Below are 20,428 nucleotides of genomic sequence, written 5' to 3'. Positions count from 1 at the left end.
TCTTTTTCGCCATTCCTCGCGGCTTAGTGGTCTTCGGACTCAAGGATAAGTTGAACCTCATCCTCATCCAGTACCTGAGCTTCATAAACCAGTCCTTGAGCTTCGATGACATCGACGAAGCCGCGCAGATGACTTTTCGACCCATCAAGCAGATTGGAGTAGGCCAGAATCATTGCCCGCTCATCAGTTGCATCAATGGCTGCAACGATATCTTCCATATCGACTTCTTCGATCAGGGCTCCCACATAGAGGCCATCAACAAGGGAAATGCTGCCTTGCTCAACCAGTGTGTGGTAGAGCTCCTGCAACTCCGGGTTGGTAAATACCCCGATTTCGTTGCTGATAACAGGGTCTTCTATGTCGTACTTCTCCAGCAGGTAATTAATGGTGCTTGTGTGTGACTCTTCTGATACCGCGATATTTGCAAAAACGCTGGTCTGCTGACCCCAGTACTGATCCATTATCAGATATACATCCCGAGCAAGCTTTTCCTCCTCGCGCATAAATTGCAGGTTGGCAATCTCGGCCTGCGTCAACCCGCTGCTGCTGGATTTCTTCTGACCAGCAGGAGCAGCCATGGCAGCGGTGGCCAGAATCAGGGCGCTAGCCAGTGCGGCACTCGTGAGTATTTTTTTCATAGTGACCTCGCTTCACGGTGGGCAGGAATAACCTGCTGTCAAAAATTTAGTGAGCGGATAAAAGCTATAGTTCAATGATCACTGTGGTTATTGCCGTTTATTGATGGCCAAAATGACAAAGATCAATCCACGTCGGCCATTTGCGACTGATTCGCAATGCAAACATGCTGTCTACGGAGGGCTCAGGGGTTTCGGGTCACGGTTTCTTGACGCCCGCAGGACCAGACTGAAAGGTCTGATAATGCCTGTGAGCAGCCCCATGACCGCTTTGCGCAAGCCCCCATCAGGCCTGACAACCACCCTGCTGGTGGGGCTTGCTTTGTTTCTGGCGGCGGAACTGTCCCGGCTTTTGTCCGTTGATGTATCCGAGATGTCTGCCATCTGGCCACCTCTGGGGATTGCCATTGGCGCGGTGCTGGTGCTGGGCTTCAGAGCGGTGCTGCTTTACGCCGTGGTGCTGGCAGTATGGCTTGTCTGGCGTGGACACGACTCTCAGGTGGTTGTTCTTATTCTGCTCGAGCAGAGCCTCCAGTCCGCACTGGCAGGAGCGCTGCTGCGCAGCAGATTATCTAACCGCCCATTGCTTAGCTCCCTGCCTGATACGCTGCGATTCTATTTCTGGGGCGCCTTACTTGCCTTGCTGCCTACCTCACTTATGACTACGGCGGCGCTCTATCAGCAAGGCATGTTTGCTGACTTCCGCCTGATCGATGTGTGGCTGGTTTACTGGCTGTCGGAAGCTCTCGGAGTGATGCTGTTTGCGCCACTTGCTGAGCAGGCTATTCGATCCCTTGTTGGTGGCTTCCGCCTGTCTTTGCCGAAATTGCGCACGGTTATTTTCTTTGTCCTGCTGGGGCTGTTGATTGTGCTGAGCGCGCAGGCATTGCTGTATGGTCAGCCCGATTATGGCAAGGCTCTGACCTATCTGTATTTCCCCATGTTGGCCTGGGCAGCGATGAGCGGTCAGCGCTGGCTTGCGCTGGTGGCAGTGCCGCTGGTTGCTTCCATTGTGTTGGGCTATGTGGTGATCAGCATTCGCATGCTAGGCCTGCCCGCCGGCTTTCTGCTGGTCGAGGCGGTGCTGGTGATCTTTATGATGACGTTGATGTCGCAGCTGGTGCAGTCGGTGAGTCAGGACCGTGCCGCGTTGTCGCGTAGCTTTCGCGAGCAGGCACGACGGGACTTGCGCACAGGGCTGCTCAATGATCGTGGTCTGCTGGAACGGGTTCGTATTGGCCGCAAGAAATTTTCCGGGCACCGGCAGTTTCTTGTAGTGCTGGAGATTGGCAACTTTGCCGAGGCTCAGGACTTGCTGGATCTGGACTTCGTACGGGCTCTTGAGCGGTATGTGGGCGCCAAGGTGACTGAGCTGATGGGTCCGGTTGCGGTGGCTCGGCTCAGCGCCGGGGTGTTCGGGATTTTTTGGCACGGCCCGGACGATAGTCAGGGTGAGGCCCGGTTGGATGAGGTGTGGCAGTCCCTTCAGGGTTTTGCCTTCAGCCGTGATGGGTCTGTTTATGTGTTGAGTGTGTCCATTGGCGTTATTGAGCTGTCCCCGGGCGATGCCCTGGAGTCAGCCCTGTCTGCTGCCGGTCAGGCGGCCCGCCACGCGGCACAGCTGACTGACCGGCCATTTTTTCGCTGTCGCATGAACGACGATATGGTAGTGGGCCGACAGCAAAAGCTGGCCATGCTTGAGGAGGTAAAGGGCGCCCTCAGTGAAAATCGCTTTCTGCTTTACGGGCAAGAAATTCGCTCGGTGCAGTCGGTCCCGGAAAAGCCGTATTTCGAAATCTTGCTACGCATGCTGGACCGTGATAACAAACTCGTCTCACCGGCGGTTTTTCTTCCGGTGGCACAGGATTACGGGTTGATGGGACAACTGGATCGCTGGGTCGTGGAAAGGGCATTTGCCTGGTTGCACCAGCGACCCGATGAGGCGGGGAAGCTGGGAAAGGTGGCAATCAACCTATCAGGTGATGTGCTGGCAGATCCGGACTTTCCGACGTGGGTAATATCGCTCATGGACCGCTATCCCCTGCCAGCGGGGTTGGTCGGCTTCGAGGTGACAGAGAGCCAGCAGATCACTGATTGGCCCGCTGCGTGTGAGTTGCTGGGTCGCTTGCGCGATTTGGGGTTTGCTATTTCTCTGGATGATTTCGGTACCGGGCTAGCGACCTTTGACTACCTGACCAGCTTTCCCTTTGACGTCTTGAAAATTGACGGACGATTTATCCGTAACATTGAACATGATTCAGTTGATCAGGCAATTGTCTCATCGATTACTCAGGTAGCCCGGACCATGGGACTGAAAACAGTGGCGGAATATGTCGAGCACCCAGGCATCGCCAGCGCAGTGACTGCGCTGGGTGTGGACTACCTGCAGGGCTATGGCGTGGGCAAACCGCTGTCGCTTGAAGAGATTGGCAGGCACCTGCTCGAGGCATCGCCTGCCGTAACCAACACAGAGTAGTGCTCAGTTCTGGTTGATCACTGTAAGTGGTGTCCAGATGCCATTCTCGACTCGTGATATGTGAATGCCACTGGCAGCTTCGTGATTGTCGGCGGACATCTTCACGTGTACTCCGGTGACCGGCTCGACAAAATCCATGGTTTCCATGGCTGCCACCAAGCCGTCAACACTCAGGTCCCTTCCTGCCGCCTGCAGGGCCCGTACAAATATATCGGCACCGACGTGACCCAGCACGGCGCCGCTGCTTGGAAACTCACCGGCCGCTTGCTGGTAGCTGTCAATCCATGCTGCGGTTTCCGGGGTGTCCTGACGGGTATGGATATCCTGCCAAGCCGAAACGCCGTACAGGCCTTCGGTGGCATTGCCAGGCGCAGCGGCGACAGCGGAGTGGAATCCGGCCTGGGAAACCATGAACTTGACGTCGGTCCAGCCCATGTCACGGGCCGCCGCGGTAACCGAGATGATCGGCCGAACCGCCAGCGCCACGGCCACCAGTTGGCATTCTGCAGCACGCAGGCGAGATAGCGCGCCGCTGAAGTCACCTTCATCCGGACGATGCGAGGTGGTTTCCTTGAGCGTCAGCTTGTCGCTGTTGGCCGCAGCGTCGATCACAGCCTGATTCACCTCCTGACCAAAGTCAGAAGGGATGTACATGATGCACAGGTTCTCGATGTCATATTGCTCGGCCATCCAGTTGATGCCTGCCAGAACGCTATCGTAATAGCTCGGCCCGAACACAAAGCGACGGGAAAAGTCGCCTTCGGTTTGCATCTGCGCGGACAGGGCCAGCGGCATAATGCTGGGCACATCGTTGCGATCCATGACCGGAAACGCCGCCAGATTCTGGGGCGTGCCCAGACTCATTACCATGGCAAAGATATTATCGCGGCTGACCAGCTTGTTAGTGGCCTGAGCGGCACGAGGCACCTGATAGGCATGGTCTTCGACGATATAGCGAATGGTGCGACCGTGGACGCCGCCATTGCGGTTGACCTCGTCGAAATACAGGTTGGCGGCCCGTACCGCCGGAGTGGAGAACGCGGCAAACACCCCGGACAGATCATGGATGCCACCGATAACCACTTCCGTGTCGGTAATGCCGCGGGTTTCCGGTTGCTCGGAGCAACCGACGGTCAGTGCTGCCAGCGCAGCCAGCCAGATCTTTTTCACCGTTCTCTCCTTGTTCAGTACATGGAATCAATCAGCGCCTTGTGCTTTTTCTCGACAAATGAACGCTTCAGTTTCATGGTGGCGGTCAGCTCGTCGTCTTCGGCGGTCAGTAGCACATCAATCAGGCGGAAGTACTTGATCTGCTCCACCTGGGCAAAGGATTTGTTAACCTCTTCAACAATGCCGCCAATCATTTCCAGTACCTCGGCGGCGCGGCACAGCGAAGCAAAGTCAGAGAAGTGCACCTGATTATCCTGAGCAAACTTTTCCACGTTTTCCTGATCAATCATGATCAGGCAGGTCAGGTATTTGCGTTGGTCGCCGATTACCACGGCGTCGGAAATAAACGGCGAGAACTTGAGTTTGCTCTCGATCTCGGCCGGGGTAATGTTCTTGCCGCCGGCGGTGATGATGATGTCCTTGATGCGCCCGGTAATGGTCAGCATACCGTTTTCCAGCTTGCCCATGTCGCCGGTATGCAGCCAGCCGTCGCGAATATCCTCGGCGGTTTTCTCCGGCTTCTTCCAGTAGCCGGCAAAGACGTGGCCGCCGCGCACCAGAATTTCCCCCTGCTCAGAGATACGTACTTCGGTGCCCGGCAACACATGCCCCACCGTGCCGATGGACTGCCGGTCGGCGGTGTTGACCGAAATGACTCCGGTGCTTTCTGTCATGCCATAGCCTTCATAAAGCGGTACGCCGATGGCATGGAACCAGCTAATCAGATCCGGGGAAATTGGCGCGGCGCCGGTGGTGGCCCGACGAATCCGACCCATACCAATCATGTTGCGCAGGTTGCGCAGCACCAGCAGGTCCCATAGCCGATAGCGCAGCCGTTGCGCCAGCGTGGCAGCGGCGGCATCGTGAAAGGATCGTCCTGAAGCTATCGCCTGATCGAACGCCCAGCGGCCGAATGCGGTGGCATCGGTGCGCATATTCATAATGCTGCTGTAGATCTTTTCCCACAGTCGCGGCACGGCAGTGAAGGTATGTGGTGACACTTCGCGCAAGTTGTCGAACACCGTTTCCGGGCTTTCGGCAAAATTCACCGTGCAGCCCTTGTAGGTGGGCATTTCCACTGACACCAACCGTTCGAGAATATGGCAAAGCGGCAGGAAACAGAGCTGTTCGTCACTATCCAGAGCCTCCAGCATGGTTTCGCCGGCTTTCAGCTGGAACAGAATATTGCGATGGCTGATCATGGCGCCCTTCGGTGCGCCGGTGGTGCCGGAGGTGTAGATCAGCATGCGGATTTCGTCAGGCCGGCTTTCTGCAACGCTCGCGGCGAAGCGTTGCTCCGCATCCTCCATGGATTCGCCCAGAGTGATCAGTTCATCAAGGAACATCACCATCGGGTCGCTGAAATTACGCAGCCCCTTGCGATCATAGACAATGACTTTTTTCAGGGTTGGAACCTGATCCCTTACGGTCAGATATTTATCAAGCTGTTCGTCATTCTCGACAAACAGGAATGCCGAGCCGCTGTCGTTGATCAGATAGGCAAGCTGCTCGGCGCTGTCGGTGGTATAGATGCCATTGCTGATGCCACCGGCACCGACAATGCCCATGTCGCAATACAGCCATTCCTTGTTGTCTTCGCTCAGGATCGATACCGGTTGGCCCCGTTGCAAGCCCAACTGCATCAAGGCAACGCCGATGGCGCGGGCGCTGTGGTAATAATCCAGCCAGCTGAAACGCTGCCAGATACCCAGATCCTTTTCGCGGTGAGCGATCTGGTCGCCGCGCTCCAGACACTTCTTGCGCCAGAGCTTGACGACGGTATCGCAGTCTTCAATGTGAATTGCGGTTTCGTTCATCATCAGCGCCAGGTCTTCTTGCGTTTCCAGCGTTTGTCGGCCCGCGCATCGCTATCCTGATCAGCCGACTGGCCAAGATAGAACTCGCGGATGTCATCGGAGTTGAGCAGTTTTTCTGCCGAGCCGGCCATCACAATGCGGCCGGTTTCCAGTACATAGCCATAGTCGGCGGTCTGCAGGGCAACATGGGCGTTCTGTTCCACCAGCAGGATGGTGACACCCTGTTCCTGATTCAGGCGGCGAACGATGGCAAAGATTTCCTGTACCAGCAGCGGTGACAGTCCCAGCGAAGGCTCGTCGAGCAGCATCAGCGAAGGGCGTGACATCAGACCACGGCCAATGGCCAGCATTTGCTGCTGGCCGCCGGACAGGGTGCCGGCATTTTGCTGACGGCGTTCGCGCAGGATCGGGAAATAGTCATACACCATGTCGATATCGCGGCTTATTTCCGTCCGGTCACGGCGGGTGTAGGCACCCATCATCAGGTTCTCGGCGACGCTCAGAAACGGAAATACCTCGCGGCCTTCGGGGACATGGGCAATGCCGCGCTTGACCAGAACATCCGGCTCCAGACCATCAATGCGCTGGCCGCGGAACTGGATATTGCCCTTGTGCGGCGCCAGCGCCCCGGACACCGTTTTCATCAGGGTGGTCTTGCCGGCGCCGTTGGCACCGAGAATGGTGACGATGCTGCCTTCCGGCACTTCGATGGAGACACCGCGCAGGGCCATTACCGGGCCATAAAAGGTTTCCAGATTGCGCACATCCAGTAGCGCACTGATGGCTCTTACCGTCATGACGCCGCCTCCGTGCCCAGATACGCTTCGATCACTTTCGCATGCGCCTGTACTTCGGCTGCTGTGCCCAGTGCCAGTGGTTTGCCTTCCGCCACCGCCAGCACCCGGTCGGAGACCCGCGACACCAGACTCATGTCGTGTTCCACCATCAGTACACTCAGGCCCAGATCCTTCTGCATGTCCTCGATCCACCAGGCCATGTTCTGGGTTTCTTCCACGCTCAGGCCAGAGGCTGGTTCATCCAGCAGAATCAGGCGCGGCTGTGAGGCCAGCGCCCGGGCAATTTCCACCACCTTGCGCACGCCATAGGGCAGGCCGGCAATCAGCTTGTCGCGATAGGCGGCCAGTTCAAGAAAGTCGATCACTTCCTCGACGATACGACGATGCTCGCGCTCGCTGCGACGTACTTTCGGCAGGAACAGCAGATCCTCCCACCAGTGCGTGCCACGCCGCGAGTGCCGGCCGATCAGCAGGTTCTGCAGCACAGTGGAGTGATCAAACAGCTCGATATTCTGGAAGGTGCGGGCGATGCCGAGCCTGGCCACATCGTGGGCCGGTCGATGGGTAATGTCCTGACCATCGAAAATAATCTGACCGCTGCTGGCTTCATAAAGCCGGCTGATCAGATTGAAGATGGTCGACTTGCCGGCGCCATTGGGGCCAACAATGGTAAACACCTCGCCCGGCTCGACACTGAAACTGACACCGTCGACGGCTTTGACACCACCGAAGGCAATCGACAGATTCTCGACCTGCAACAGGCTCATCGCATGCGCTCCGTTTTCAGGTAGGTACGCGAGCGGCGGAACATGCCCTTGCGATACAGCGGGAACAGTTCGAGCCAGGTACGTACCTTTATCCAGATGCCGTAAATGCCTCGGGGTTCGTAGATCACCATTAGCAGAATGATCAGGGCAAACACGGCGGTATCCATGCCCGGATAGGAGGCCATACTGATACCGAAACTGTTGTTCAGCAGGTCACGGGTGATGGCAATTAATTGCGGCAGCATGACCACAACGATGGCGCCAAAGAAAGCGCCGTGTATTGAACCGAGCCCACCAATCACTACCTGCAGTAACAGCGTGATCGAGATCAGCACAAGAAAGCTTTCATAGTTCACTGCCTGAACCAGATGCGCATACATGGCGCCGGCCAGGCCGGTAATGGCACAGGAAAGACTAAACGCAAGGGTTTTGGCGCGCGCCACGTTGACGCCCAGTGCACGAGCGGATACTTCGCTGTCGCGCACGGCAAGAAACGAGCGGCCGGTGGGCGAGCGCAACAGGTTGAGGTAAGCCAGCGTCACCAATACCAGCAGCGCCAGACACAGGTAATAGAACATGGCCGGGTCGCCGTAGCGGTCTGCCTGCACGCCAAACAGTTCGATGGTCGGAGCAAACAGGCCGGATACACCGCCGGTAATCGGCGCCGCCATGATCGCCACATCCTCAATGATGATGCTGAGCGCCAGCGTGGCAATGGCCAGGTAAATGCCGCTCATACGCAGGATTGGCCGGGCAATAATGGCGCCGATAACGCCCGATACCAGCGCGCTGGCAATCAGTGCCGGAAAAAAATTCCAGCCCCGCAGCATTAGCGCCAGATTGGTAAAGGCGCCAATGGCCATAAATGCCGCATGACCGAGACTGACCTGACCGGTGTGGCCGGTAATCAGCATCAGGCCGAGTCCGGCCAGCGCCCAAATCAGTACCGAGGTCAGTTCGCCGAGGTAGTAGCTGCCCAGCAACCAGGGCGCAACAACCGCCGCCGCCAGCAGCAGACCGAACTGGAGCAGATGCCAGCGATCCTCGAACAGGTTGATATCGTCGTCGTAACTGCTTTTGAACCGGACTCGCATCAGTTACACCTTCTTCTGACTGATCTGGGCAAACAGGCCGCCGGGGCGCAGGATCAGCACCAGCAGCATCAGTACGTATGGGGCGATCTGGCTGGAACCGGCGGGCAGGTAACGAGCCGCAAATGGCTCGACAATGCCCACCAGCAGTCCGCCGGCGAGGGCGCCGGGCAATGAGCCAAGGCCACCAATAACCGCAGCGGCAAAGGCCTTGATGCCGAACAGCAGCCCTACCGATGGCTCCACCGCGCCCTTGGCGGCAAACAGCACCCCGGCGATAGCTGCAACCACGCCGGACAGGGCCCAGACAATCGAGTTGACCCGCTTCACCGGAATGCCCATGTAGTAGGCGGCCATCTGATTCTGGCTGCTGGCCTGCATGGCGACACCAAGGCGTGTGTGAGCAAAAAAGAAATACAGGGTAGTGGTTAGTGCCACTGTGGCGAGGATGATGACGGCATCGACCACCGGCACGATCAGGCTGCCAAGCTCCAGAGTTCTACCAGCGAATGGGGTTTGCAGTGACACCGGATCGTGTCCCCAGATGGCACCAGCGGCAAAGCGGATCAGGAAGCCGAGGGCGATGGTAAGAATCACCATGGCGAACTGCGGTTGACCGAAGATGCCGCGTAGCACAAAACGATCAAGCAGGTAGCCGAATATCCCCATAACGAGCGCGGATAGTGTCAGGCCAATCAGGAAGGGCAAATCCGCATTGCCGGTATTGATGAAAGCAATGCCGAGAAAAGCACCCAGCATGAGCATGTCGCCCTGGGCGAAATTGACCGCTTCGGAGGCCTTGTAAATGAGCACAAAACCCAGCGCCAGCAGGCCATAGATACAACCGTTGGCAATCCCGCTGACCAGCAGCTGAAGGATATCCATTAATCCCTTCTCCCGAGGGCTACATCGAACCTCTTGAAGAGTAGCGGATGAGATGCGCAGGAGCTAGTGCGTAAAGTTTGACGAATTGTTTATGGGTGAATAATGGGTGAATTCTGCTGCAGAAAATCAGACGAGACGTTGCGCTTCGTCCCGAACCCGAGCCACCATTGCTTGAACACCGTTGCCTCGCGTTGGGCTCAGATGCTTGAGCAGGTCAAGCTTGCTGAAATAGGCTTCCATATCGTAGTCGAGGATTTCCTGGGGGGATTTCCGGTTCAGTGCGGCCAGTACAATGGCAGCCAGGCCGCGAACGATCAGAGCATCACTGTCTACGGCTAGATAAATCCTGTTTTCTGCTTGATCAAACTGCTGTGTAAGCCATACCTGACTCTGACATCCACGAACGAAACGCTCTTCAGTTTTCAACTCATCTGGCAGTGCCGGAAGTGACTTGCCCAGATCAATGATATAACGGTAGCGCTCCTCCCAGTCATCCAGAAAGCCAATGCTGTCGAGTACTTCCTCGGCAGTAATCGAAGTGCCAAAGGGAGATTCGCTGTAAAAAGATTCCATTAGAACAATCCGAGTTCGAGTTGTGCTTCTTCGGTCATCATATCCCGGCTCCATGGCGGCTCAAAAACCAGCTCAACCTCGACCTTGTCCACATTGGGAATCAGGCCAAGTCGATACTCAACATCGCTGATTAGCACCGGGCCCATGCCACAGGTAGGGGCGGTCAGAGTCATGCGTACTTGCACCACATTCTGATTGTCGCGGCGTATCACGTCGCAGCCATACACCAGGCCCAGATCCACAATATTGACGGGTATTTCCGGATCAAAGATGGTGCGCATGACCTTGTCGATATCGTCGCGGCGCACACTGCCGTCAGCTTCAGGCGGATCGAAGTTGAGCTCCAGCGGCTGCATGCCAATGGCATCGCCGTCGGTGCCATCGATGCGGGCCATGTTGCCGTTTACCGTCACCGTCCAGGTTCCGCCGAGGGCCTGCTTGATATTAACGAAGGTATTTTTCTTTATGGTGATGGGGGCGCCGGCGGGCACCAGCCGGGCTGACACATCACGAAAAGTCACAACAGTCCGTTGCTCGCTCATGCGTTAACCGTGAAACTCTCGCCACAGCCACATTCGCCGGTGGCGTTCGGGTTGCGAAATTTGAAGAAGCTGTTGACGCCCTCGGTGACGTAGTCGATTTCCGTGCCGTTGACGATGCTGACGCTGCCGTTGTCGATAAACAGGGTGACGTCATCGGCAATAGCAATGGATTTATCCTGCGGATTATTGTCGCGGACATAGTCGAGCACATACATATAGCCGGAGCAGCCAGAGGGCTTTACTGCCAGCCGCAGGCCACGCGCGCTCTCGCGACGGATTTCCTTGCGGGCCTGCTGTTCAGCGGTCGGCGTCATGCGGACGCTGACGCCGCCGGGCACGTAGGTCTGTACGCTCATGATGGACGCCTCCTAGAGAAAACTCTTTACCTTTTCCAGCGCATTGAACAGGCGCTCGATATCGGTGCTGTCATTATAGATTGAGAATGATGCGCGCACCGTGCCCGGAATGCCAAGGCAGTCCATCAACGGCATGGTGCAGTGATGACCGGTGCGTACGGCGACGCCCTGCTGGTCGAGCAGCTGGCCCACATCATGGGGGTGTGCACCATCAAGCAGGAACGATAAGACGGCCACTTTTCCGGGGGCGGTTCCTATCAGGCGCATACCTTCGAACGCTTCGGCGCGGGCAGTGGCGTCGTGCAGCAGCTCCGCTTCATGGGCGGCCAGTGCGCTACGATCCTGTCCTCGCAGCCAATCGATGGCCGCGCCCAGGCCGATAGCTCCGGCTATGTTCGGGGTGCCGGCTTCGAACTTGTATGGCAAGCGGTTCCAGGTGCTGCGCTCAAAGCTGACGGTTTCAATCATCTCCCCGCCGCCTAACCACGGTGGCATGGCTTCAAGCAGCTCCTTGCGGCCATATAGCACACCGATGCCTGTGGGGCCGAATAGCTTGTGGCCAGAGAATGCGTAGAAATCACAATCCAAAGCGCGCACATCGATGTTGAAGTGTGACACGGCCTGAGCACCATCCAGCAAGGTGGCCGCACCGACCGCTTTTGCGTCACGAATCATATCGGCTACCGGATTCACCGTGCCAAGAGCATTGGAAACGTGCGTCACGGCGACAATGCGGGTGCGCTCGTTAAGCAGTGCCCGGTATGCGGCAAGATCCAGACTGCCATCTGGCTGCATCGGGATGACTTTCAAGGTAGCGCCGCTTCGTTCGCAAGCCATCTGCCAGGGAACGATATTGGAGTGATGCTCCAGTGTGGAAATGATCACTTCATCGCCGGCCTTCAGGCTGGCGCCGTGGCAGCTGGCCACCAAATTAATGCTTTCCGTGGTACCGCGAGTCCAGATGATTTCCTCGCGACTGGCGTTAACAAAGTCGGCCACGCTCTGGCGAGCATTCTCGAACCGGGTAGTGGCTTCATCGCTCAGGTAGTGGGCGCCACGATGGACATTGCTGTTGCACTCGCGGTAGTAGGCATCCACAGCATGCATTACCGCTTCCGGCTTCTGCGTGGTTGCGCCGTTATCAAGATATGCCAGTGCCTTGCCCCGCACTGTCTGCGACAGGATCGGAAACTGAGCACGCAGGGCGGCAATATCAAAGCTCATTAAAGCGCCTCACCGAGCCATTGGGTGGCCCATTCGCGCACCGCCTCGTCCTGCATGGCGTGCAGGGTTTCATTGACAAAGCCAGTGCCGAGCATGCGCTTGGCGCTGGCTGCATCAATGCCACGGGAGCGCAGATAGAACAATTGTCCCGCATCCATCTGGCCGATGGTGGTGCCATGGGCACACTTCACATCGTCGTTATAGATTTCCAATTCCGGTTTGCTGTCGATCTCTGCTTCGTTAGACAGCAGCATATTGTTATTCGACAAGCCTGCATCACTACCCTTGGCATACTGGTGAATATGAATGCGTCCGTTAAATACGGCGCGGCCATTTTCTCCCGCTATGCCCTTGTAAACCTGATCGGAATGGCAGTGCGGGGCGACGTGTTCGACGTTGATATGGTTGTCGATATGGCTTTTGTCGCGGGCAATAAATACTCCACGCATGGCTAGATCGGCGCCACTCTCCAGCATCCGTACATGAACGTCGTTGCGGCGCAATACATTGCCGCGCATCAGCTGGCTGGAGTCCACCCGACTGTCCCGTTGCTGGTCAATTTGCAGGTTGCCGATATGCAGACTATCAGCGCTTTCACTTTGCAGACGGTAGTGGGTAAGGCGGCTATTGGCCCCCGCCTGAATGTGAGTCAGAGCATTGGTCAGAATCGGACCGCTGCCGATGTAGTGCTCAATAACGGTTAGCTCACTGCCTTCGGCCAGTTCAATCTGTAGCCGGTTGGTAGCGTGACATGGCGTCTGTGCCTGATTGAAAAATACCAGATGAACGATGCCGGCTACCTTGACGTTAGGCTCGGTTTTAAGGAGCAGACCGTGGCTGAGGCTTGCCGTATTAAGCCACCCAAAAAAGGTATCAGGTGATGCATCATTGATGCTGTCTGCTGACAGGGGAGTAATGGATAGTCCGTTGGGTGCCGGTAATTGTCCAGTCAATACGCCATTGCCGACCACAATCAAGCAGTCGCCAAGTGAAGGAATAGAGGATGCAATGTCTGCATCTGCACTCAGGGCGGGAGCGACACGCTCAAGCTGCCCTGCGGTCAGGGCGTTCAGCCCGGTGTACTTCCATGCCTCCTGTTTTTTCTCCGGGAAAGGCAGGAGTCTGAGCTTGTCCAGCGCTTCGCCACGGTGCGCTGCCAGTCCGTCCTGGTGCTGCGCATTGCTGGCTAGCGTTACAGAGTTCTGTTTTAGCTGTTCGGCCGGAGTCATGCGGATTCTTCCTCTCCGGTCAGCCAGCCGTAACCTTTCTGTTCCAGTTCCAGAGCCAGTTCCTTGCCCCCGGATTTAATGATGCGTCCGTCCGCCAGAACATGGACGAAGTCCGGAACGATATAATCAAGCAGGCGCTGGTAGTGGGTGACCAGAACGATGGAGCGTTCCGGGCTACGCAATGCATTTACCCCTTTGGCGACCACTTGCAGTGCGTCAATATCCAGACCGGAGTCGGTTTCATCCAGCAGCGCCAGCTTCGGCTCCAGCAGCATCATCTGCATAATTTCGTTGCGCTTTTTTTCGCCGCCGGAGAAGCCTTCGTTAACCCCGCGCTTGAGGAACTGCTGATCCAGATTAACGTGTTGGCATGCTTCGCGGGCACGACGCAGCAAGGTAACCGCATCCAGTGGTTCCTTGCCCTGCGCGGCGCGCACAGCCTCCAGTGAGGCTTTAAGAAATTCCATATTTGACACCCCGGGGATTTCCACCGGGTATTGAAACGCCAGAAAAATACCGGCCCGGGCGCGCTCCTCGGTTTCCATGTCGGCGAGGGGCTGGCCTTCGAACAGCACTTCGCCGCTGGTGATCTCATAGCCATCACGGCCGGCCAGCACATTAGACAGGGTGCTTTTGCCGGAGCCGTTTGGCCCCATGATGGCGTGTACTTCGCCCGGCTTAACCGTCAGCGTAAGGCCTTTGAGGATTTCCTTGCCTTCGACGGCAGCGTGCAGATCGCGAACTTCGAGCATGTGCGTGTCCTGAATACGTAATAAATCAATCAGTGTTGCGGAGTTAACCGACCGAGCCTTCGAGGCTGACCTCGAGAAGTTTGCCGGCTTCCACGGCAAACTCCATCGGCAGCTCCCGGAACACTTCCTTGCAAAAACCATTAACAATCATGGATACCGCTTTTTCGGTATCGATACCGCGTTGTCGGCACAGGAACAGCTGGTCGTCGCTGACCTTGGAGGTAGTGGCTTCGTGTTCCAGCGTTGCCGACGGGTTGCGGCTTTCAATATAGGGGAAGGTGTGGGCGCCGCACTGGTCACCGATCAACAGTGAGTCGCACTGGGTGAAGTTACGAGCACCTTCCGCCCGTGGACTGATTCGCACCAGACCGCGATAGGTATTTTCACTGCGGCCGGCGGAAATGCCTTTGGAAATGATGGTGCTTTTGGTGTTCTTGCCCATATGGATCATTTTGGTGCCGGTGTCGGCCTGCTGGCGGCCGCGGGTCAGGGCCACTGAGTAAAACTCGCCTACGGAGTTATCACCACGCAGAACCACACTCGGGTATTTCCAGGTAATGGCCGAACCGGTCTCTACCTGAGTCCAGGAAATATGGGCGTTTTCGTGGGCCACACCACGCTTGGTAACGAAGTTATAAATGCCGCCGCGGCCCTCTTCATCGCCCGGATACCAGTTCTGGACGGTTGAGTACTTGATCTTCGCATCCTTGCGAGCCACCAGCTCGACGACCGCTGCGTGCAGCTGATTTTCATCGCGCATGGGGGCGGTGCAGCCTTCCAGGTAGCTGACCTGACTGCCTTCATCAGCAACGATCAGAGTGCGCTCGAACTGGCCTGTCTTGGCTTCATTAATGCGGAAATAGGTGGACAGCTCCATTGGGCATTTCACCCCCTTGGGGATGTAAACAAAGGAGCCGTCAGAGAACACTGCAGAGTTCAGTGCGGCGTAGAAGTTGTCGCCCTGGGGGACCACCGAGCCCAGGTATTCCTTGATTAGCTCCGGGTACTCATGCACGGCTTCGGAGATAGAGCAAAAAATTACGCCGGCTTCTTTGAGTTTGCCACGGAAAGTAGTGCCAATGGATACCGAGTCAAATACTGCATCCACGGCGACCCCGGCCAGAGCGGCCTGTTCATGCAGGGGGATGCCAAGCTTTTCGTAGGTGCGCAGCAGCTCCGGGTCGACTTCATCAAGGCTCTGCGGGCGATCCGCCATGCTCTTGGGGGCTGAGAAATAGGACACTTCATTGAAGTCGATCGGCGGGTGGTGGATATGGGCCCACTCCGGTGGCGTCATCTTCAACCACTTTTGGTACGCATCCAGGCGCCACTGAAGCAGCCATTCCGGCTCGCCCTTGCGTGATGAGATATGGCGGATCACGCTCTCATCCAGCCCCGGGGGCAGGGTTTCCGACTCTACGGAGGTGGTAAAGCCGGCGGCATATTCACGGCGTACCAGTTTGTCGATTTCGGCTTCTGTGCTCATCTTGGATCTCCCCGCCCGTGCGGCTGTTCGCACCGGTGCTGCGGAATTGTCTCAATACTTGACTAAAACAGTCAACTATTGATCTGTTGAACTCGGCCTGCTGCTAGTGGCCTCCAGCGGCTATCTCCGGTGATAGTAGGTAAGTGAACGCTCACAAAATACCGCTGTCACAGCCGCTGCAGTGGTATAAAAAGAGGCACTGCATGCGTATAATGCCGCCCTCCCGTGCATGGCGCCGGTGAAGGAGCCGCCACGGGGCGCAACTTTATCCCAAACTCGAGTCGAAAGAGAGGATCAGATGGCTGTAGAACGTACCCTGTCCATTATCAAGCCCGATGCTGTGGCAAAAAATGTCATCGGCGAGATTGTTGGCCGTTTCGAAAAGGCTGACCTTCGGGTTGTGGCCATGAAGATGGTCCACCTGTCTGAAGACAAGGCTGGCGGTTTCTACGCTGAGCACAAGGAGCGTCCGTTCTTTAAGGATCTGGTGTCCTTTATGACCTCTGGCCCGGTTGTAGTGCAGGTGCTGGAAGGCGAAGGCGCAGTGGCCAAGAACCGTGACCTGATGGGTGCTACCAACCCGAAGGACGCGGCTGCCGGTACCATCCGTGCAGACTTCGCCAGCACCATTGATGAAAACGCGGTACACGGTTCCGACTCGACTGCTTCAGCCGAGCGTGAAATCGCTTACTTCTTTACCGCTGATGAGCTCTGCGCCCGCACCCGCTAAGCGCAGGCTCCCGGAGCTGTTATGACTGACAAGATCAATCTGCTAGGCCTGTCCTGCATCGAGATGGAAGAGTTTTTTCTTTCCCTGGGAGAGAAGAAATACCGTGCCCATCAGATGCTCAAGTGGATGCACATCCATCAGGCGGACAGTTTTGAGCAGATGACCGATGTCGGTAAGAAGCTTCGTGAAAAGCTCTCGGAAATTGCCGAGATCCGTGCCCCGGAAATCCTCCATGAGGGGGTTTCCCGGGACGGCACCCGTAAATGGGTGTTCAAAGTCGATGGCGGTGGTGCCATCGAAACCGTATTTATTCCGGATGGCCGCCGCGGCACTTTATGTGTGTCTTCGCAGGTGGGTTGTTCGGTGGATTGCAGTTTCTGCTCCACGGGCAAGCAGGGCTTCCAGAGAGACCTGACCAGCGCCGAGATTATCGGCCAGGTGTGGCTGGCAAGCCGTTCCTTTGGTCCGCGCAAGAATCTTGGCGAACATCCGATTACCAATGTTGTCATGATGGGTATGGGCGAGCCCCTGCTTAACTTCGACAATGTGGTGCGATCCATGCGGGTGATGAAAGACGACCTGGCTTATGGCATCTCGAAAAAGCGTATTACGCTGTCCACCTCAGGCGTGGTGCCGATGATTGATCGGCTGTCTGATGAGCTTGATGTGTCTTTGGCCATTTCCCTGCATGCACCTAATGATGAGTTGCGTGACAAGCTGGTGCCCCTGAATCGCAAGTATCCTTTGGCGGAGCTGCTGGCAGCCTGTCGTCGTTACAGTGACAAGCGCCCGGATAAGCGCAAGAGCATTACCATGGAATATGTGATGCTAAAAGGCGTAAACGACCAGCCTGAGCATGCACGCCAGTTGGTCAAGCTGCTTGGTAATCTGCCGGTAAAGCTGAACCTGATCCCGTTTAATCCATTTCCCCATGCAGGCTATGAGCGCTCTACCAGGAGCGATATTCTCGCTTTTCACAAGTTTCTCAATGACCGCGGTGTGCTGACTACTGTGCGCACCACTCGGGGTGACGATATTGACGCGGCTTGTGGCCAGTTGGTTGGTGATGTGATGGACCGTACCCGGCGCAGTGAGCGCTGGCAAAAAGAAGTGTTTCTGCGCGCCGGCGATTCTGCCGACGGTGCTGTGGCATCTTGAGGAACACTATGAAAGTTATATATCAGGCTACTACTCGATTGATTACCGCTATGCTGGTGATGCTACTGGCTAGCTGCATGGTGCTTGAGAAACAGGCGCCCCCGAATGCGGACATGGCAGTATCGAGACGTATTTCCGCAGGGTTTGAATATCTGCAGATGGGCCAGCCGTCGGAAGCTCGTCGACATATCTCCAAAGCCCTTGAGCATGACTCCCGTAGTCCTGAAGCGCACAACGCCATGGCTCTTCTGTATCGTTATGAAGGCGATCAGGAGCGTGCGGAAGAGCACTTTCGCAAATCGATTCGGTATAACCGGGATTTTTCTCTGGCCCGCAACAACTATGGCGTCATGTTGCTCTCACTGCGCCGTTACAAAGAGGCGTTGGAGCAATTCAGTATTGCCGCAAATGATCCTTCCTATGATAACCGGGCCATTGCCTTTGAGAACAAGGGGCGAGCACTTGCTGTGATGGATCGTCCGGATGAGGCGCTGGATGCATTCAATACTTCGTTGCGGCTTAAATCTGACGGCGTGGAGCCATTGCTGGAAATTGCCTGGATCTACTTCCGGCGAGGCGATGTGAAAATGGCCAATCGAGCCTACGGCGCCTATGAGCAGCGTGCAGGAGCCCAACCGGCTAGAGGTCTTTGGTTAGGCATTCAGTTGGCTGCCATAGACAACAAGGAAGACAAACTGGCCAGTTTTGAGCTGGCGCTGGACAAACTCTTTCCCGGTTCGCCGGAGCATCGCGAGTGGCGCAACTGGGTGGCTCAGGGGCGCAAGTCATGAGTGAGACAGAAGGCGGAAGGCTATTGTTGCCCGGTGAGCGGCTGCGCTCGGGGCGTCAGGCTCTGGGGCTCAGTGAGGCTGATATCGCCGCGCGCATGCACCTTTCGGTAAGCTATGTACGCGCCCTCGAAGCAGACGATTACAAGCGCTTGCCGAGTGCTGCTTTTGTGCGCGGATACATCAAGAATTACGCCAAGCTGGTGAATCTGCCGGCGGATGAGTTGGTCAGCCTGTTTCAGCAGATTGATCAAGAAAGTGCCATCGAAGAGCCCGCAACATTACCGCCCGGCAGCCCTGCCCATGACAGGCGCTTATGGTGGGTCGGAGGCGCTATTGGTTTTGTTGTTGCTATTTGGCTGTTCTGGCCGGCATCCATTGACTCGCCGACCAGCAGCGCGTCGCCAGCTTTTGTTGAACTCGATGCTCAGCCTTTTGATGACGTTCAGGCTGATCAGATAGATGAACAAGGCGAGCCATTGCCGGACGATGCGGAAGTCGAGCCGCAGCCTGAACCTGCATCGGCACAAGAGTTACCACAAGCGTCTGCCGAAGACCGTCTGGTTGTCAGTTTTAGTGAGCTATGCTGGCTACGGGTTCGTGATGTAAACGGCGATGAGTTGTATGTTGGCCAGCGCGATGCGGGTCAGACTCTGGAGCTTGGCGGTCAGGGGCCTTTTCGTCTGACTTTGGGTAATGCCGCAGCGGTCAGCGCCATTTCCTTTAACGATGCCAGTGTTCGGGTGCCGCAGGCGGCGCCGGGTCAGGTGATTACCGTTCGGGCTCCTTGAGCCTTTGAGGTGTCGTGATGCATTCCGAAATTGATATCAAACGGCGGCCGACGCGCAAGATCATGGTTGGCAAAGTAGCGGTGGGTGGCGATGCCCCCATTGCAGTGCAGAGCATGACTAACACGGAAACCTGTGACGTCGATGCTACCGTTGGCCAGATTCGCCGGCTGGAAGATGTTGGTGCGGACATTGTCCGGGTTTCTGTGCCGACCATGGAGGCCGCCGAGGCTTTCGGTGAAATCCGCAAGCGGGTGAATGTGCCGCTGGTGGCGGATATCCACTATGACTACAAGATTGCTCTGCGGGTCGCTGAGCTGGGAGTGGATTGCCTGCGCATCAATCCGGGCAATATCGGTAGAGAAGATCGTATCAGGGCGGTGGTTCAGTCAGCCAAGGATCATGGCATTCCGATTCGTATCGGCGTCAATGCGGGCTCGCTGGAAAAGGAGCTGCAACGCAAATATGGCGAGCCCACCAGTGATGCTCTGGTTGAATCTGCTCTGCGTCATGCAGAAATTCTTGATCGTTACGATTTTCAGGATTTCAAGGTCAGCGTTAAAGCATCCAATGTGTTTATGACCGTGCAGGCTTACCGCAAACTTTCTGCGCAAATTGAGCAGCCTTTGCATCTGGGTGTTACTGAGGCCGGCGTGTTGCGTTCCGGCACAGTGAAATCGTCTGTAGCGCTGGGTATGCTGCTGATGGAAGGTATCGGCGATACTATTCGTATCTCGCTGGCGGCGGACCCTGTAGAAGAAATTCGGGTCGGGTTCGATATCCTGAAAAGCCTTAATCTGCGCAAAAAGGGCGTCAATATCATTGCTTGCCCCAGCTGCTCACGGCAGAACTTCGATGTTATTAGCACGGTTAATGAGCTGGAGGCACGACTTGAGGACGTTAACGAGTCAGTCGATCTTGCGGTGATCGGCTGTCTGGTGAATGGCCCTGGCGAAGCACGCGAAGTAGATGTCGGCTTGACCGGCGGTACCCCTAATAATCTGGCCTACGAAGATGGTGAAAAAAGCCACCATATCCGCGCCGAGGATTTGGTAGTGGAGCTGGAACGTATGGTGCGGGCCAAGGTTAAGAAAATGCGCGACGATCAGGACAAGGGCATCATTGTTCGCAGCCAGTCCTGAACGGTTTTTTTCGGAGCAACCT

Annotated in this window: 20 protein-coding genes; 6 read left to right on the top strand and 14 right to left on the bottom strand. The window is 56.4% G+C overall.

Features of this window, described 5'->3' with window-relative positions; all coding sequences use genetic code 11:
* Positions 1 to 23: 23 nt before the first annotated feature.
* Positions 24 to 638, bottom strand: coding sequence for a DUF2202 domain-containing protein (locus J1C54_RS10825; protein ID WP_229147394.1), 615 nt, complete (start codon positions 636 to 638; stop codon positions 24 to 26).
* 259 nt (positions 639 to 897) lie between these two features.
* Here J1C54_RS10825 and J1C54_RS10820 point away from each other — a divergent pair, with 259 nt between their 5' ends.
* On the top strand, positions 898 to 3,111 hold the full coding sequence (locus tag J1C54_RS10820; RefSeq protein WP_229147391.1) for an EAL domain-containing protein: 2,214 nt from the start codon (positions 898 to 900) through the stop codon (positions 3,109 to 3,111).
* A 3-nt stretch (positions 3,112 to 3,114) separates the two neighbouring features.
* Here the strand turns inward: J1C54_RS10820 and J1C54_RS10815 are convergent, their stop codons facing one another.
* The 13 genes from J1C54_RS10815 to sufB form a co-directional block, all read right to left on the bottom strand.
* Positions 3,115 to 4,281, bottom strand: coding sequence for an ABC transporter substrate-binding protein (locus J1C54_RS10815; RefSeq protein ID WP_229147390.1), 1,167 nt, complete (start codon positions 4,279 to 4,281; stop codon positions 3,115 to 3,117).
* 14 nt (positions 4,282 to 4,295) lie between these two features.
* Positions 4,296 to 6,101 carry a long-chain fatty acid--CoA ligase gene (locus J1C54_RS10810; RefSeq protein ID WP_255612612.1) on the bottom strand — a complete coding sequence of 602 codons (1,806 nt, stop codon included), beginning with the start codon at positions 6,099 to 6,101 and terminating at the stop codon, positions 4,296 to 4,298.
* The gene (locus J1C54_RS10805) at positions 6,101 to 6,895 is read right to left on the bottom strand and encodes an ABC transporter ATP-binding protein (protein WP_229147389.1); all 795 of its coding nucleotides are present in this window, start codon (positions 6,893 to 6,895) and stop codon (positions 6,101 to 6,103) included. Before J1C54_RS10805 ends, J1C54_RS10810 begins: the two co-directional genes overlap by 1 nt.
* Positions 6,892 to 7,662, bottom strand: a complete 771-nt coding sequence (locus J1C54_RS10800) for an ABC transporter ATP-binding protein (protein WP_229147387.1) — start codon at positions 7,660 to 7,662, stop codon at positions 6,892 to 6,894. The genes J1C54_RS10805 and J1C54_RS10800 overlap by 4 nt, the downstream gene beginning before the upstream one ends.
* Positions 7,659 to 8,756: a branched-chain amino acid ABC transporter permease gene (locus J1C54_RS10795; protein ID WP_229147384.1), complete on the bottom strand. Its 1,098-nt coding sequence runs from the start codon at positions 8,754 to 8,756 to the stop codon at positions 7,659 to 7,661. The genes J1C54_RS10800 and J1C54_RS10795 overlap by 4 nt, the downstream gene beginning before the upstream one ends.
* A gap of 3 nt (positions 8,757 to 8,759) precedes the next feature.
* The gene (locus tag J1C54_RS10790) at positions 8,760 to 9,638 is read right to left on the bottom strand and encodes a branched-chain amino acid ABC transporter permease (protein WP_229147379.1); all 879 of its coding nucleotides are present in this window, start codon (positions 9,636 to 9,638) and stop codon (positions 8,760 to 8,762) included.
* Between the two features lie 126 nt (positions 9,639 to 9,764).
* Complete coding sequence (locus J1C54_RS10785) at positions 9,765 to 10,211, bottom strand: SufE family protein (RefSeq protein ID WP_229147376.1); 447 nt, start codon at positions 10,209 to 10,211, stop codon at positions 9,765 to 9,767.
* Positions 10,211 to 10,753: a putative Fe-S cluster assembly protein SufT gene (sufT, locus tag J1C54_RS10780; protein WP_229147373.1), complete on the bottom strand. Its 543-nt coding sequence runs from the start codon at positions 10,751 to 10,753 to the stop codon at positions 10,211 to 10,213. The genes J1C54_RS10785 and sufT overlap by 1 nt, the downstream gene beginning before the upstream one ends.
* A complete protein-coding gene (locus J1C54_RS10775; RefSeq protein WP_229147371.1) occupies positions 10,750 to 11,109 on the bottom strand; it encodes an iron-sulfur cluster assembly accessory protein in 360 nt (119 codons plus the stop codon). Before J1C54_RS10775 ends, sufT begins: the two co-directional genes overlap by 4 nt.
* 12 nt (positions 11,110 to 11,121) lie before the next feature.
* Positions 11,122 to 12,333: an aminotransferase class V-fold PLP-dependent enzyme gene (locus J1C54_RS10770; RefSeq protein ID WP_229147367.1), complete on the bottom strand. Its 1,212-nt coding sequence runs from the start codon at positions 12,331 to 12,333 to the stop codon at positions 11,122 to 11,124.
* The gene (gene sufD / locus J1C54_RS10765; RefSeq protein WP_229147363.1) at positions 12,333 to 13,562 is read right to left on the bottom strand and encodes a Fe-S cluster assembly protein SufD; all 1,230 of its coding nucleotides are present in this window, start codon (positions 13,560 to 13,562) and stop codon (positions 12,333 to 12,335) included. Before sufD ends, J1C54_RS10770 begins: the two co-directional genes overlap by 1 nt.
* The gene (gene sufC / locus J1C54_RS10760) at positions 13,559 to 14,314 is read right to left on the bottom strand and encodes a Fe-S cluster assembly ATPase SufC (RefSeq protein WP_229147361.1); all 756 of its coding nucleotides are present in this window, start codon (positions 14,312 to 14,314) and stop codon (positions 13,559 to 13,561) included. Before sufC ends, sufD begins: the two co-directional genes overlap by 4 nt.
* Before the next feature lie 43 nt (positions 14,315 to 14,357).
* Positions 14,358 to 15,800 carry a Fe-S cluster assembly protein SufB gene (gene sufB, locus J1C54_RS10755; RefSeq protein WP_229147357.1) on the bottom strand — a complete coding sequence of 481 codons (1,443 nt, stop codon included), beginning with the start codon at positions 15,798 to 15,800 and terminating at the stop codon, positions 14,358 to 14,360.
* 298 nt (positions 15,801 to 16,098) lie between these two features.
* On the opposite strand from sufB, the gene ndk reads away from it, so the two are divergent.
* From ndk to ispG, 5 genes are read left to right on the top strand one after another with little or no spacing between them, the layout of a single operon-like run.
* Positions 16,099 to 16,530, top strand: coding sequence for a nucleoside-diphosphate kinase (ndk, locus tag J1C54_RS10750; RefSeq protein ID WP_229147355.1), 432 nt, complete (start codon positions 16,099 to 16,101; stop codon positions 16,528 to 16,530).
* A gap of 21 nt (positions 16,531 to 16,551) precedes the next feature.
* A complete protein-coding gene (gene rlmN / locus J1C54_RS10745; protein WP_229147353.1) occupies positions 16,552 to 17,688 on the top strand; it encodes a 23S rRNA (adenine(2503)-C(2))-methyltransferase RlmN in 1,137 nt (378 codons plus the stop codon).
* Between the two features lie 8 nt (positions 17,689 to 17,696).
* Entirely contained in the window at positions 17,697 to 18,479 is a 783-nt protein-coding gene (pilW, locus tag J1C54_RS10740; RefSeq protein WP_229147350.1) for a type IV pilus biogenesis/stability protein PilW, read from the top strand.
* Positions 18,476 to 19,267 carry a RodZ domain-containing protein gene (locus J1C54_RS10735; RefSeq protein ID WP_229147347.1) on the top strand — a complete coding sequence of 264 codons (792 nt, stop codon included), beginning with the start codon at positions 18,476 to 18,478 and terminating at the stop codon, positions 19,265 to 19,267. Before pilW ends, J1C54_RS10735 begins: the two co-directional genes overlap by 4 nt.
* 17 nt (positions 19,268 to 19,284) lie before the next feature.
* Positions 19,285 to 20,406, top strand: a complete 1,122-nt coding sequence (gene ispG, locus J1C54_RS10730; RefSeq protein WP_229147342.1) for a flavodoxin-dependent (E)-4-hydroxy-3-methylbut-2-enyl-diphosphate synthase — start codon at positions 19,285 to 19,287, stop codon at positions 20,404 to 20,406.
* Positions 20,407 to 20,428 lie beyond the last annotated feature (22 nt).

Source organism: Alcanivorax sp. 1008, from assembly GCF_020667895.1.
Taxonomy (GTDB): domain Bacteria; phylum Pseudomonadota; class Gammaproteobacteria; order Pseudomonadales; family Alcanivoracaceae; genus PGZG01.
This window is presented reverse-complemented; position numbering and strand designations above follow the sequence as displayed.

Bases quoted from the DNA above. Each gene is read 5' to 3' on its own strand.
- J1C54_RS10825 (WP_229147394.1), bottom strand. From the start codon at position 638: ATGAAAAAAATACTCACGAGTGCCGCACTGGCTAGCGCCCTGATTCTG.
- J1C54_RS10820 (WP_229147391.1), top strand. From the start codon at position 898: ATGACCGCTTTGCGCAAGCCCCCATCAGGCCTGACAACCACCCTGCTG.
- J1C54_RS10810 (WP_255612612.1), bottom strand. From the start codon at position 6,101: ATGATGAACGAAACCGCAATTCACATTGAAGACTGCGATACCGTCGTC.
- J1C54_RS10805 (WP_229147389.1), bottom strand. From the start codon at position 6,895: ATGACGGTAAGAGCCATCAGTGCGCTACTGGATGTGCGCAATCTGGAA.
- J1C54_RS10800 (WP_229147387.1), bottom strand. From the start codon at position 7,662: ATGAGCCTGTTGCAGGTCGAGAATCTGTCGATTGCCTTCGGTGGTGTC.
- J1C54_RS10795 (WP_229147384.1), bottom strand. From the start codon at position 8,756: ATGCGAGTCCGGTTCAAAAGCAGTTACGACGACGATATCAACCTGTTC.
- J1C54_RS10790 (WP_229147379.1), bottom strand. From the start codon at position 9,638: ATGGATATCCTTCAGCTGCTGGTCAGCGGGATTGCCAACGGTTGTATC.
- J1C54_RS10785 (WP_229147376.1), bottom strand. From the start codon at position 10,211: ATGGAATCTTTTTACAGCGAATCTCCCTTTGGCACTTCGATTACTGCC.
- sufT (WP_229147373.1), bottom strand. From the start codon at position 10,753: ATGAGCGAGCAACGGACTGTTGTGACTTTTCGTGATGTGTCAGCCCGG.
- J1C54_RS10775 (WP_229147371.1), bottom strand. From the start codon at position 11,109: ATGAGCGTACAGACCTACGTGCCCGGCGGCGTCAGCGTCCGCATGACG.
- J1C54_RS10770 (WP_229147367.1), bottom strand. From the start codon at position 12,333: ATGAGCTTTGATATTGCCGCCCTGCGTGCTCAGTTTCCGATCCTGTCG.
- sufD (WP_229147363.1), bottom strand. From the start codon at position 13,562: ATGACTCCGGCCGAACAGCTAAAACAGAACTCTGTAACGCTAGCCAGC.
- sufC (WP_229147361.1), bottom strand. From the start codon at position 14,314: ATGCTCGAAGTTCGCGATCTGCACGCTGCCGTCGAAGGCAAGGAAATC.
- sufB (WP_229147357.1), bottom strand. From the start codon at position 15,800: ATGAGCACAGAAGCCGAAATCGACAAACTGGTACGCCGTGAATATGCC.
- ndk (WP_229147355.1), top strand. From the start codon at position 16,099: ATGGCTGTAGAACGTACCCTGTCCATTATCAAGCCCGATGCTGTGGCA.
- rlmN (WP_229147353.1), top strand. From the start codon at position 16,552: ATGACTGACAAGATCAATCTGCTAGGCCTGTCCTGCATCGAGATGGAA.
- pilW (WP_229147350.1), top strand. From the start codon at position 17,697: ATGAAAGTTATATATCAGGCTACTACTCGATTGATTACCGCTATGCTG.
- J1C54_RS10735 (WP_229147347.1), top strand. From the start codon at position 18,476: ATGAGTGAGACAGAAGGCGGAAGGCTATTGTTGCCCGGTGAGCGGCTG.
- ispG (WP_229147342.1), top strand. From the start codon at position 19,285: ATGCATTCCGAAATTGATATCAAACGGCGGCCGACGCGCAAGATCATG.